The 14,124-nt window shown below is 39.8% G+C and carries 10 protein-coding genes and 2 pseudogenes; 10 read left to right on the forward strand and 2 right to left on the reverse strand.

Annotated features, from left to right (window positions below; translation table 11 throughout):
* The first annotated feature begins 1 nt into the window (after nucleotide 1).
* The 5 genes from J7E81_RS08850 to J7E81_RS30480 all read left to right on the forward strand — a co-directional run bounded on the left by J7E81_RS08850 (nucleotide 2) and on the right by J7E81_RS30480 (nucleotide 5,841).
* Nucleotides 2–379 carry a hypothetical protein gene (locus J7E81_RS08850; protein ID WP_215041793.1) on the forward strand — a complete coding sequence of 126 codons (378 nt, stop codon included), beginning with the start codon at nucleotides 2–4 and terminating at the stop codon, nucleotides 377–379.
* A gap of 101 nt (nucleotides 380–480) precedes the next feature.
* A complete protein-coding gene (locus J7E81_RS31080; RefSeq protein ID WP_215041794.1) occupies nucleotides 481–3,369 on the forward strand; it encodes an AAA domain-containing protein in 2,889 nt (962 codons plus the stop codon).
* A gap of 697 nt (nucleotides 3,370–4,066) precedes the next feature.
* Nucleotides 4,067–4,519 carry a JAB domain-containing protein gene (locus J7E81_RS08860; protein WP_251028548.1) on the forward strand — a complete coding sequence of 151 codons (453 nt, stop codon included), beginning with the start codon at nucleotides 4,067–4,069 and terminating at the stop codon, nucleotides 4,517–4,519.
* A 56-nt stretch (nucleotides 4,520–4,575) separates the two neighbouring features.
* A complete protein-coding gene (locus J7E81_RS08865) occupies nucleotides 4,576–4,773 on the forward strand; it encodes a hypothetical protein (protein ID WP_215041795.1) in 198 nt (65 codons plus the stop codon).
* 753 nt (nucleotides 4,774–5,526) lie between these two features.
* Entirely contained in the window at nucleotides 5,527–5,841 is a 315-nt protein-coding gene (locus tag J7E81_RS30480; protein ID WP_251028549.1) for a hypothetical protein, read from the forward strand.
* Nucleotides 5,842–5,984: 143 nt separating this feature from the next.
* Here J7E81_RS30480 and J7E81_RS08875 read toward each other — a convergent pair whose 3' ends face one another.
* Complete coding sequence (locus J7E81_RS08875) at nucleotides 5,985–6,308, reverse strand: hypothetical protein (protein ID WP_215041796.1); 324 nt, start codon at nucleotides 6,306–6,308, stop codon at nucleotides 5,985–5,987.
* Nucleotides 6,309–6,752: 444 nt separating this feature from the next.
* Between J7E81_RS08875 and J7E81_RS08880 the strand changes: the two genes are divergently transcribed.
* From J7E81_RS08880 to J7E81_RS08895, 5 genes and pseudogenes are all read left to right on the forward strand, one after another.
* Nucleotides 6,753–7,958 (forward strand): DNRLRE domain-containing protein, encoded by a 1,206-nt coding sequence (locus tag J7E81_RS08880; protein WP_215041797.1) that lies wholly within the window; start codon nucleotides 6,753–6,755, stop codon nucleotides 7,956–7,958.
* Between the two features lie 179 nt (nucleotides 7,959–8,137).
* Entirely contained in the window at nucleotides 8,138–9,343 is a 1,206-nt protein-coding gene (locus tag J7E81_RS08885; RefSeq protein ID WP_215041798.1) for a DUF6531 domain-containing protein, read from the forward strand.
* Nucleotides 9,262–9,843, forward strand: a pseudogene (locus J7E81_RS31495) (carbohydrate binding domain-containing protein); the annotation flags it as partial. The gene J7E81_RS08885 and the pseudogene J7E81_RS31495, both read left to right, overlap by 82 nt.
* Before the next feature lie 504 nt (nucleotides 9,844–10,347).
* Nucleotides 10,348–12,291, forward strand: a pseudogene (locus tag J7E81_RS31500) (RHS repeat domain-containing protein); the annotation flags it as partial.
* 375 nt (nucleotides 12,292–12,666) lie between these two features.
* Nucleotides 12,667–13,104, forward strand: coding sequence for a hypothetical protein (locus J7E81_RS08895; protein ID WP_215041800.1), 438 nt, complete (start codon nucleotides 12,667–12,669; stop codon nucleotides 13,102–13,104).
* Nucleotides 13,105–13,391: 287 nt separating this feature from the next.
* Here the strand turns inward: J7E81_RS08895 and J7E81_RS08900 are convergent, their stop codons facing one another.
* Nucleotides 13,392–13,652 (reverse strand): hypothetical protein, encoded by a 261-nt coding sequence (locus tag J7E81_RS08900; protein ID WP_215041801.1) that lies wholly within the window; start codon nucleotides 13,650–13,652, stop codon nucleotides 13,392–13,394.
* Nucleotides 13,653–14,124: the final 472 nt, after the last annotated feature.

Genomic DNA, 14,124 nt, shown 5'->3' on the forward strand with positions numbered 1-14,124 from the left:
TTTGGCATTTGAAGAAGAAGGTGAGATTATATGGAATCGTTCTTTAATGTTAACCGTGCAGCAAGCAAATGAAATTCGTATCTCGGAGGATAAGTTTGGACAGGCTCTTTTATTTTCTAGCCATTTGAATATACAGGAATACCTTGAAAAACTTTGGGATTTTGGATTTCCAATAAACTCTCCTCTTCCGAATCAAGGTAGGCATCTTGTGTCCTTGCATGATTATTTGACCCCCTTTCGAACGGCTAACGTTGGAAAAGAAAAAAGAAAACATTTTTCGTGGGATGACATCCAAGTTCCGTTGACAATTGTACAGCATGCTATTCTAGGTCAATTTAGCCAAGGAAAAAAGGCATTTCAAAAGACTATCAAGCTTTAATTAAAGAAGTCGAGAACGGTGAAAAAGCCGAGTTAATATCGATCCTTTTAAATGAAACAGATCCTGCGCCCACAGGGATAGAAGACAACCGGATAACTCATGTGGACAAAGGACCCGAAGAAGACAATTTCTTTTTACTTCCTACCGATTCCTCTCAAGAAGAAGTAATATTAACCGCTCGATTTGAACGGGGATTAGTAATCGATGGACCGCCAGGGTCAGGGAAATCACAAGTGATTGTTAACCTAATGGCGGATACTCTACGCCACGGCAAACCTGTGTTGCTAGTTGCCGAAAAAAAGACAGCGTTAGCAGTTGTACTTCAACGTCTTCAGGAGATTGGGTTAGAAGATTTTGTAGCATTAGTCCATGATGAAAAAGATGACCGAAAGGTCTTGTATAAGAAGATTGTCCAAAGATTAGGAAATCCCCTCGAAGTCGATTTGGAACAGATTAAAGAGGAATACGTAAAATGCTCGAATGATATTGCAACAAAAACATCTTATCTAAACAACATCACTAACACTCTTTGGGATGCCCAGCCAAACGGTCTATCTCTCTTCCGGATGTATGATCGCTATCTGCCATATCGAGGAAGAAAAATGAAGTTTAGCCTTCCATCAACCGCATATGATTTGAAGGAGCCGGAATTGAAGTCAATTAAAGAAAAGTTGGAACGATTAGGTCGTTATGATATACGGTATCGCCATTCTGATTATCCGTGGGGTAAACGAAAAAGCCTTTCATCGATGACTTTAGATCAACGTAATCAGTGGCTCGAATCCTTTGATAACCTCTTTATCAATATGAAAGAGGAAACTGATTTACATCAACAATTGGAAGCATGGAATCTGCCCGTCAGTTACCTACAACTCCATAGGACTTTGATTGAGCAAGGACAAGCTCTCCTACAAAGGGTAATGGACCAAAAGATGCTTGCGAAATGGTCTTGGAAACGGTGGACACGGAAGAATAGAGAATTTTTTATTCAATTAGGAGGGACCTCCGAACTCGAATGGGACAAGCTATTGGAAAAGTTCGCTCATATTCGAGTATGGAGTGAAATTCGGGAGAAAAACGAAAAGAAGATTAAGGGATTAACCATTCTCTTTCCTGATTTAGTCCTACAAAAGAAATTAGAGGGATGGAAAAAAGGAGAGTCCTTAAAAGAATGGGTTCAACAACTGCGACACACTTTGCAATCAGATTGGGATTCCATGAAACAGGCAGACCGTGAAGTAGAAAACCTCACACTTGTCATCCGTTCCATTTACGAGAAGTGTTTGCAAGAAATTCCTCCAATGAAAGATCAGCCGATTGGAACACAATGGTGGGAACAAGTTGAAAATGCATACTTAGAGTACTGGATTCATTGGGCGGAGGATGCCAATCCCCACATTTATGATATTTCGGAAGGAGAGTTTGAACTACACCGAAAACAGTACGGAGAGATGTTAGATCGAAAACGAGACGTGGCAGCAGCCTACCTTCGTTTAAAACTACAACAGGCTTTAACGGAGGTCCTGGAAAAAGACACTAAAGAGATCGTTTATCGTTGTGGTCAAAAAAAACAAATATGGCCCATTCGGAAATTACTACAATCATACCCAGATGTTCTTTCGAAGATTATACCAATATGGTTGGTCTCCCCTGAAATAGCTAGTTCTGTCTTTCCTTTGCAAAAGGACTTGTTCGACCTTGTTATTTTTGATGAAGCAAGTCAATGTCCAACTGAAAATGGCATTCCTGCGTTATATCGTGGAAGAAGGTTAGTGATTGCTGGAGACGACAAACAGCTTCGTCCTACAAAAGTAGGAAAGAAAAGTTTTTCTATGGATGAAGATGATGATGAATACATCGAAGAAATCCAAACAGCTGAGTCCTTACTTGACCTAGCCATTCGAACTTTTAAGCGAAAGCCCCTCCAATGGCATTACCGGTCGAGATTTGAGGAGCTTATAAACTTCTCGAACCATGCGTTCTATAAAAATATCCAGGTTGCGCCCAATGTTCTACCAACCCAAGATCCGCCCGCAATCCAATGGTTTAAAGTAGATGGTGGGGTCTGGGTTAACAATTCGAATATGGAAGAAGCTAAAAAGATAGTGAATTTGATTGTAGAACACTATCAACGACAAGATCCCCAGACCTTAGGTGTTGTAACGATGAATCAAAAACAATCAGAATTAATAGAAACCCTCATTAAACAACGCGTGGCAGAAGACCCTGAATTTGCGATGGCCTTTAATCGGATTATGAGTCGGGAACTAGAAAAGACCTTAATCATTCGTAATATCGAGAACATACAAGGAGATGAACGAGATATTATGATATTTTCCATCACTTATTCTCGGGATAGTAGTGGAGAGATTTATGCCCGATATGGTTCTCTTAACCAAGTTGGAGGAGAAAATCGCTTAAACGTAGCGATTACACGTGCTAAAGAAGGAATTTGGATTGTATCCTCTATTCATCCATTAGAGCTACCGGGGGATGAAAAAAATCCAGGAGTTTACTTCTTTAAACGTTATTTGGAATACGCATTTGCAATCGCCGAACGGAATCTTCAAGGAGCACAAGCAGTACTAGCCAATATGAATGCCGATTATAAGATACAACATGATAGCCTTAGACCTCCAAAATTTGATAGTATTTTTGAGGAAGAGATCTTTGATGCTCTAGTGGCAAAGGGATACCTTATACGTACCCAAGTGGGAGCTTCCACATATCGCATTGATTTAGCAGTAGTGGACCCAAATAATCCTCGTCGGTATCTACTCGGTATTGAGTGTGACGGAGCAATGTATCATAGTTCGAAAACTGCTCGGGAACGGGATGTAACAAGGCAACGGTTTCTGGAGAATCGTGGGTGGATAATTGAACGAATTTGGAGTAGGAACTGGTGGAAACGTCCAAATGAGGAAATAATGAGGATTGAAAAAAGGATACAGGAATTAGTAAAGGAATCGGAAACCAAAATGACCTCTTGAAAAGTCATGAGGTTTCTTTTTTTCGTACTTTGTTAAAATAAATAGTCGTAGTTTTTAACTTAAGGCTGGGTGTTTACTTCAAAAATATGGGCTTAAGGGTTTAGGTGAAGAATACCGAACCACTTAGACGGCAGCACTACGGACTGATCAGAAAGGAAAAAGCATCTTTCTGTCATTCCGTACGTGTCGCTTCGGCATTAAATGGACCGATAACCACGGTCTGTATGGCTTATGCCTACATTCCGTAGGTTCCTGTTTCATTTACGGCTTACACCGCCATACCGAACGAGCCGAAAACCTAAAAACCAAAAGATTGAAAGATCAAAAGAATAAAAGACAAAAGGAGAGCAGCCGTTTTCGGCTGCTTTTATTGTTGATTTTTCCCTTTTGCCTTCCGAATCGTAAAACAAGCGCAAGCTTTCTAACCTTCCAGCCGGCAGGACACCCGAACCTTTCCGGCTAGAAGCTAAGAAAGCGAGTCAATCAGTCAAGGGGCAAAAAACTTTTTCGCTTAAAAGCGACTAACGCAACAGCAAAAAACTTTTTGTGCAAAGAGCGCCCTTGACCCATTCCCTATGCGTGTTTTTCGTTCTACTTGCAAAAGGGGAAAAATCATCCCCTTTTGGGGAAGTAGTTCGCTTCGCAAGGCAAAAGAAAAAATGAAAGAAAAAATCAAAACAAAAGGGAGTTTTGAAAAATGGAATTCATGTCAATCTTTGAAGTCGTTCGTATCAAACAAGAAATTAAGGAAACATCTGAACCATTTGCACAGTATGCTGTTCGTTCACCAGAAGATGCCCAAAAATTAGCGGCCTCTTACATTGCGGATGAAGACCGGGAAGTGCTTCTTGTGATGATGCTCAATACAAAAAATCAGGTGGTTGGGCTACATAGAGCTCATGTAGGAAGCTTGAACGCAAGTATAGTTCATCCTAGAGAGGTAATGAAATGCGCTATTCTCAATAATGCTGCATCCATTATTGTCAGCCACCAGCACCCGAGCGGAGACCCCACACCAAGCCGGGAAGATATCGACATCACCAAGCGACTTGCAGAAGCAGGGAAAATTTTAGGCATTGAAGTCCTTGACCATGTCATCGTTACCCATACCGGGAAGCATGTCAGCCTAAAGGAGAAAGGTTATCTATAAAAATACCAAAAATGCAAGGGGGATTTTTCCTCCTTGCTTGAAAGGAGAAATCAGACTTGATTATTATCGTATCTGATTTTTACCAAGATGAGGCGGAAGCAATTGAAAAGGCAGGTCTAAAAGATGAAATTGAATACCATGTAATGGAATACGGTTGCAAGCCAAAGAAAATTTATATCCTTCCATTTATTGAGGCAATGAGTGACAAATATAAACCAACAAAACATCAAATGATCTTATCAGTCGAAAATTGAATCAAAAAACATCGGCCGGATCAGCGCCGATGTTGGTTCACGAATGGATAAAAAACATTCGTTTTTTCTTTATTATATGACGCAGGCATCGAGCCTGCTTGAAGGTTGCCGAAGCAACCTTTTGAAAGATTATTCGGAGAAGAAAGGAAACCATTTGTTAGGCAAATGGTCTTTTCAATAAATTATAAGATTTGTACATAAGGAAGCTCTGAAGATGCACCGTCTATAGTCAATAATTGAATTAAACCATACCGTTATTTCCTATTTTACCATTCAGTTTGTTTTATCCAGCCTTAAGGCTGCTGTCTTTCTTTAGAAATCATGACTTTAAAAGAAATCCTTCAAAAATACATAGAACCTGCTTCTGGCGGCAGCACTACGGACTGATCAGAAAGGTAAAGCGTCTTTCTGTCATTCCGTACGTGTCGCTTTGGCACTATATGGACCGATAACCACGGTCTGTACGGCTATCGCCTACATTCCGTAGGTTCCTGTTCCATTTACGGCAGGCCGCCGTACCAAACGAGCCGAAAACCTTTAAGTGTTCCTTTTATACATGGAGACCTTAATGGTCATTCTTAGGAATATGCTATCTTTTCTGAGGCTTTCCCAGTCGGTTATGCTGTAGGTATGGTACTACTTACGAAGTTATCGAAAACCTATCAAACTATGTACCTCGGTTTAACCGGAGGAGGTCTTTAAATTCATACTCTTGTTTTTTGTAAATTCAATTCCTATTGCATGGTGTCTGAATTGTTTGGGGAAATGTTATTTCCTTTTTTCAATGCCCAAAGTGCAGCAATTTTTCAGCCTGAAGCTCCCAGAGATCGTTTGACCCAACTAAGTGCAGTTAGATTACTTTTCCTTCGAGTTACCATGCCGTTAGGGATATTGTTTGCTTCCTCATCATTTTTAGATTTAAGTACGCGTCAAATATATGCGATTATTGGCATGGTGACCGTCTTATCTGGATTATTACACCTCTTTGCTTCATTTTCCCAACCCGATAACGATTTACTTGCAAACAAAAAACAAGTTACCAAAAAGCGTAAGTTCAGAAATCTGTAACATACGCTTTTTTAAAGAAAATAAAGAATTGTTATGTCGAATGTTCCTTAGCGTATGTTTCCCTGTTTTGCTACCGGGACCCCTTTTTGGAGCAAATCAAACGTAAAAAAAGAGCATGGCTGTAAAAAGCCGTGCTCGATTGATTAAGAGATTTTTTTATCGCTTTCGTGCGGAAATAATCCTTCGATTTGTTGCTTCCATCCTTCCAAATGCACAAAGCGATGCTTCTGCAAATTAGCTGTAAGAATTTCGGCTTTAGTCATTTGGGAAAGTTGCTTCCAATCACCTTCAAAAACATAAGTGGCATTTCCGTATTCGAAGATATAAAGATTTTGGTTGGTAAAACCAAAGATAACATATCCTCGATAGCCATTCGTTCCGATGGCGTGGAAATCAGGTTGGTACTGAGAAATCGTTTCTAGCCTGTCGCTGACGATCGTTTTTTTGTTTTTTGTCAATTTTTCCATTACAGGAGCAAGATGACTCCGTAATGAAGAAAGGATTTTTTATTGCTGTTTTTTATGCCCATTAGAGAAGCTATGAGCAAGGAAAGTTCGTAAATGGAAGAAAATACGACGTAACAAATAATATCTTAACCTATACGAATTCTTAGAATGCACTTTTTGGTTATGTCGCACTTGGCGTAAATTGGTGACATACTCCGTTTTTATAAACTTTATATATTCATGTAACTCTTAAAAGTAAATGCTATTCTTCTAATCATTTGCATCCTTAAGGAAAACACATTACAAATTACATTAGAACTCAATATTGTTTTAAATAAAAATGAAGGATGGAATCAATTTAAATTTCATGTCAAAACCCCCCTGCAAGCACAGCTGCAAGAAGACGGATCCATTGAATTTAAAGATGGACAAGAAAATGTAGTATTTACTATTCCAAAGCCATTTATGAGCGATTCGAATATAAACGCTCAATCAGGTGAACCTCAAGTCTCTAATGGGGTCTCTTTTAAACTGGATAAAGTGGAAGATGGTTATATATTAGTAGTGGTAGCTGACAAGGATTGGCTGACAGATCCCAACCGGGTTTATCCTATTTATATTGATCCCTCTACAACTTTATCAGATAGTAGTGATACCTTTGTCTCAAGTGCTTATCCTTCCACCAACTATGAAGCATTTTGGGAATCTACAGGGGGCTATTATTCATTAAAAACGGGTTATTATGATGGGACAACCGGAACCAACTATTCATTCGTAAAACCCAATATTTCCAAACTATCGGGAGCCATTATAGATACGGCAACATTTAATATTTATACCGCCCATTCTTATTATCCCTCCACAGCAACCGGGGTGTGGCTAGATCGGTTAGATGGGAATTGGGCTTCCAACACCTTAACGTGGAATAGTGTACCACCTTCTGTAAATATTGCATCAGCATCCGTTTATCAAGGACAAACCGCCTCATTCAACGTACTGAATACGGTGAGGGATTGGGTATATGGAAACAAAACAAATTATGGATTTAAGCTTCATACAAACGGAAATGGACAAACCTATTGGAAAAAGTTTTACGCGTCTGAAAATAGTACAAAAAAGCCTAATTTATCCGTAGATTACCACTATCCGACGCTAGATGCTCCACAAGGGACGGCACTTTCCAACAATAACGGAACAGGAGGATATGTCAATTTAAGTTGGAGCAATGTGAGGGGAGCCACAGGCTATAAAGTTTGGATTTACAATGGTAAAGACTACGAATCATTTGACGCAGGGACTTCATTAAGCTGGACTTCAAAAGGAAAAGGTATCTGGCCTACTTCTGCTGAAATTGAGGAAGGACGTTTTTCCCTCCATCATGATTCACAAGGAACGGAACTGGCTTATTCTCCGACGCCGGTCTATCAAAACTCGGGAGGACCATATGGCAATTCCCGTTACTATTTTATCCGTATTTCCGCTTATTTCGAGTGCGGAGAAACAGGATTATCGAGCCCTTACACACCTCTTATGCCGATGGATACTCCTAAGGCAAAGACATATGCAAATCCTACAGATTCGACTACAGGTTATGTCAATCTGTCTTGGCCAAAAGATTCTCTTGCGGCAGGGTATAAAGTGTGGATTTATAATGGGAAAGATTATGAATAATTTGATGTGGGAGATACAGATAATTGGACCACACAGGGAAAGAACATTTGGCCTACTCCTGCTGAAATTACGGGTGGACGATACACACTGCATCATGACGGCGCAGGCACCGAATTGGCTCGAGATCCATCGCCTGTTTATAAAGTATCAGGCGGGGTTTATCCGACAAGTACCAATTATTGGTTCCGTGTCACAGTTATAATGATGGAGGAGAAACCCCACTTTCTAACTATGCTTTTGTCTATATTCCAGGACAAGAAACCTCGTATCTTGGGAGAGAAGAATTTTGGGCATCAATCCCTGTTGTTGGTGGAATAGTCAATGCGTTTACCGGAAACCTATCACTCTCAGAAACTGATTTTGAGTTAGATGGTCGGGGACCAGACGTAACAATAAATCGAACTTACAATAGTCAAGATACAGGTACTGGGTTATTCGGTAAGGGATGGTACAGTAATCTGGAACAGAAAGTGACAGAACAGGCAAATGGAGATGTTCTGTTTACCGACGATGATAAGACCATTCATCGTTTTCGAAAAGTAGCCACCAATCAATATGAAGCACCACTAGGTGTTTATCTGGAACTAACCAAAGATGGAAACGGCTTTTATCTGAAGGATAAAGATCAAAGTATCACTTCATTTGACACGACAGGTAAACTAACCTCTGAAAAAGATGACAATGGAAATAAGATTACGTATCAATATACTTCCGGAAAATTAACAAGTATAACCGATGCATCCGGCCGTATCATATCCCTTCAATATCAAACAGATGGCTTTATTTCGAACGTTACCTATGAGACTCGGGTGGTTTCCTATACGTATAATACAGGGAATCTAACAGAAGTAAAAACGCCCGAAAATCGGATTGATAAATATGGATATGAGAACGGAAAGCTGCGTTTTGTTTATGATCCGAAGCACACGACAGATACTCCTTCTGTCACAGAATATGTCTATACTACTGATAAACTTACAGCTGTGAAGGATGTATTACTGAAACAAACCACTCTATCGTATAATACGGCTTTACGGGAAGTAACCGTGACAAACCCAAAAGGCACGTTAGATGTTTATACCTATAGTGAAGCTGGAAATCCAGTCAAAACGGTAATGGACTCAACCAATCTAAAGCTTACGACGACGTATCAATATGAAAACAATAATTTGATTAAGAAAACAGACCCCAAAGATCAAGGGGTAAGAACTTTCGAAACCTATGCGTTTGATGGAAACGGAAATGTTACACAAGAAACAGATGCAGTGGGAACAAGACATACGAATACAATGCCAACAATGATATTACTACGGCCGTTGATAAGGAAGGTGACCCCACAACTGTTGCCTATGAAGATACCAATGCTGTCTCCGAAACAGATGTAGCAGGAAAAACAGCCTCTGTCACAAATTATGATACTTATGGGAATGTTACAGAATCTAGTACAGAATTAGCTCCATCCAGGAACCAGGTTTCTAATCCAAGCTTTGAGAATGGTTTAGACTCTAATTGGACTAAGAATTCAGGATTGAATAGCGGAACAATTAGTGTAGTGGATGTGACTTCACCTGCAAGAGGATTGTCGGGAGGGAAAGCCCTTCGATTAGACAGTAGTAACGCCGCCTCCACTACTACTCAACATGGTTTTTTGGCAGCTACTCAAGTAATTACAGTAAAACCTAATACAACCTATACCTTAAGCGGGTTCATTAAGGCGGAAGGCTTAGAGAAGGCACATGCATTCTATAATGTGCAGTATATGGATGCCCAGAACCAATCCTTACTTTGGATAGCAAACCGCCATAATAAAGTGACAGGCACAACCAAGTGGCTGGAACGCCAGTTGTCATTTACGACTACGGAAAACACGGCAAAAGTTAAGATTTATCTTGAATTTGAACATCGTGATAGTCAGGCAAAAGGATCCGCCTTATTCGATGCAATCCAGTTAGAAGAGGGATCAGTATCATCGTCCTTTAATCCAGTGGTCAACAGCGGATTTGAGCAAAGCGCCTCTGCAGCAACAGGATGGACAAAAACGTCTACTAGTACAACAAATAACGGAATTGGACAAGAAGGATTTAGCGGTTCAAATGGGGTTTATCTACAACGCAATACAACAACCGATCCGAATATCCAGTATGATCAAGACATTGTGGTAAACCAAACCACGCCAAAAGATTTGACCGTAACCGGCATGTCCAAAGCAGAAAATGTTGTGAATTCCAATAGTCAATCATTAAATCCGGACTACTCGTTATGGGCGGATGTAACGTTTACCGATGGTACGACTGGAGCCTATCAGGCTAAATTTCCAACGGGTACGCATGATTGGAATCGCAGTGCGGTAAAAATCCCAGCGAGTGATGCGAGGAAACCAATTCAGAAAATCAGAGTGTCTCTTATGTTCCGCAATGGAAACACGGGTAAAGCCTTTTTTGACGACATTCGTGTAGTAGAAGGAAATGTGCTTAGCAAGAACGAATATGATGCCAAAAGCAACTATGTTACTGCGGCCTATGAAGAACTGGGCAATAAAGCTCAATATCAGTATGACCTCTTTGGAAATAAAACGTCCGAAACCGACCCTAAAGGAAATAATAAGACGTATGAATGGAATGCGGAGGACCAACTCAAAAAAGTGACCCTTCCAAACAATACATCGGTTTCATACAGTTATGACCTGAATGGGAATAACACAACCAAAACCATCACAGCCAACGGAACGTCCCAGGTCATGAAATATGATTATGATAAGGATAACAAACTGACCAGCTATCTCGATCCGTTTAATAATCGAACCACTCACACCTACGATGACAACGGCAATAAAAGAAAAACATCCGCACCTAATGGTCACGTGTTAGAATGGACATATGATACGGCAGACCGCCTGAGAGAAGAGAAACGGGACGGGGCTGTAGCCTTTACCTATGAGTACGATGCCAATGGCAACGAGACCAAAGTCACTGATTCGGTCAATAGTATTGTTCGGTCAAAAGGGTATGATTCTGCCAACCGTCTTCAGACAATGACGGATCGTGGAGGGACTATCTCGTGGTCATATCAACCGAATTCGTCGAAATTAAAAGATGTTACTCTTTCACAGGCAGGCGTTACAAATAAAAGCAGTTTCCAATACAACAAGCTCGATCAAAATACGACGGTAACAGATGATAATGGGACCTCTACGGATTCCAGTGATGATAAAAAGTATTATTTTGATTTTGATGAGCAAGGCAATACTCGTACTTATACAGCAGGCAATGGATCGGGATCCATCTTTGATTATGATTTGACCGGGAAGATCACAAGCCTTCAAATCGGTAATGCAGACAACACCATGATTCTGTCTGAGTCCTATGGCTATGACAAAAATGGCAATCGGACTTCCATTACTCATTACCTAGCAGATGGATCAGAAAACGGAAAAACACTATACGATTACGATTCAATCAACCAATTAATAAAGGAAACCCGGAAAGATGGTACGACTACGGATTACACGTATGATGGTTTTGGTAATCGAAAGTCTATAATCGTGACAGAACCAGGAAAGAGACCAACCACGACAACCGCGACCTATAATGAAGGGAATCAGCTTATTTCTTACGGCGGCGAATCTATTGCCTATGATACAAATGGAAATCGCTTGTCAGATGGCCAGTTTACTTATACCTGGAATGAAGCAGATCAACTAACAGCCATTACTAAAAAGGGTCAAAGCACTCCATTTGCGACGTATAAATATGACGATGATGACCGACGTATCGAAAAGACAGTAAACGGAATAACTACTCGTTATTACTACAATGGTGACAGCATCAATGTTCTTTACGAAACGGATGGAAACGGGAATGTCCTTCGACAGTACGTTTACGGGGCTGATGGCACTCGTTTAGCAATGAAAACCCAAGGACAAAACTTATACTATCATTACAATCAGCATGGAGACGTTATAGCAATGACCGACCAAAGCGGTAATGTGGTAGCTAAGTATGAGTATGACGCATGGGGCAATGTAATTTCACCAAGTTTGACAGGAATTGCAGCAGATAACCCATTTGGCTATGCGGGATACATGTATGATATAGAAACTAACATGTATTATCTAATGGACAGATATTATAATCCGAAGCATGGTGTATTTATCTCTCTGGACCCTGATTCGGGAGATGATGATGATCCAATAACTCAAAATGGTTATAGTTATGCGAATAATAATCCAATAATGAATGTAGACCCGGATGGAAACTGGGCTGTGGATGCTATGTGGTTAGTGGCGGATGGTTTAGCCTTTGCGGCTAATCCTTCTTTAAGAGGTGCTGCCTGGCTTGCAGCAGATGTCGCTTCTTTTGCTGATCCAACAGGGGCAGTTTCCACCGTTGCTCATGCCGGAAAAGCAGCCCGCTTGATTAAAAGAAGTAGTAAATTTGTTAAAATTAACCCCTATCACTTACATCCGACTCATGGGTTAACTATGAGTAAAGGTAGGTTTAAGCAGTTTGTAAAACAAGTGCAAACAGATGGTAAAATTAAGAAATCTATAAAATATGTAAAATATAATGGTAAGAAATATGTTGTAGATGGTCATCATCGTTTAGCAGCTGCAAAGCACCTAAAATTAATAAGGTACCAGCCAGGGAGGTAAAACTTCCCTACAAAGGATATAAAAAAGTTGAAGACTTTTTTTATTAGGAGGGATGAAATGGCCGTATGGCAAATACAATTCTTTATTGTCAAGGGAAGTAATTTAACAACAGAAAAAAGAAAACCAGAAGATATTCTTATATGGGGCGATACGCCCCTAGATGGTAATTCACTTTTAAAACTTTCAAAGTTACTTCACCGAAAAAAAAGTTGGTCTGATGAAATTGTTCTTTATGGAAATGAAGAAGAAAGCTGTCTAGAATTATTCTATGAGGAAACCGTTCTTTCCGAAATTTCTTGTAGAATCGATGTTAGAAATGTAACTATTAAAATTTTAAAAGGAATTATCGATTTTATAGTGATAAATAATGCAAAAATTTTTATAAATAATGTTTATTATCCTCCCACTTTAGAAAATTTAGTTTTAATTATAAAAAATTCAGATGCCTACAAGTTTTGTGAAGATCCAAGTAAATTCCTCGACCAAAGGGCTTAATTAGCAAAACAATCAATTAAAAAAACGTTGGAGAATAACTTCAAATTCCAGCGTTTTTTATTTTAAATAGGCCTAGTCACAGGGTTGCTGTCATAGACCGCAAAGTAGCAGATAAGTGGAGAGATGATGACAAAACTCTTCGTTTGAGGTTTGTAGAATTGTGAGTATGATGGTCGACAGTATGACAACTCTTCGCATCGAAATGCTTCAGCAAGCCAGGAGATATTGTTTAGAGAATGATGTTTAAAAGGATTTTTCAAAATAAAACGGACTGCACGCAGCCCGTTTTATTTGTTTTGCTTCCAGAAGTTTTCAAGTTCCAATTCTTCGTCAAACTCTTTTTTTAATCGTTCTGTCTTATCATTGTCGATATAATTAGGCCCTTTTATTAAAATGTCCATTGCTTCCCTATAGGTATATGCCGATTTAAAAGACGGACAATCAGAAATCCGCCCATTTGCTTCGCTTTTCCATACTTTTTTCAGTTCATCGTAAGCTGTATTATAATAACGCCTTAAGCTGTCTATTAAATGATCATCAATTGTCATAAATCTACACTCATTTTTTTGTCTTTGTGGAACCTCCAAGGAAGGGGATTCTATCCCCGTCAAGAACAGCCTCAATATCACCAAAATGGAAAAATTCTTCTTGATTGGGGTCATCATCTAAAACAGCCCAAAAACCTACCCTTTCGTCTTCTAATTTTGTTATATGGCCATGATAATAAATATCTGCTTCATCTTCCTTAACCGTTCAATACCTGACAACAATCGTTATATAGTCCGTTATATAGTCACCTTCCTGATAAGGGAAATCTGTTAGGCCTGGTCCGTATATACTACCGTCTTTGTATTTTACTTTCATTATCTACCCTCCTAAATCTTTTTTCGATTCCAAGGTAACTTCCAATGCGCTTCTAACATTTCGGAGTGGCATTTCGAGCAATCCAATTCCCATATTCCCCGTCTGGAAGATGCTGCATTTCCTTTTGGGGGAACCACTTGGCGTAGTAGGCACACA

The organism is Bacillus sp. ISL-18, assembly GCF_018613415.1.
In the GTDB taxonomy this organism is placed as follows: domain Bacteria; phylum Bacillota; class Bacilli; order Bacillales; family Cytobacillaceae; genus Neobacillus.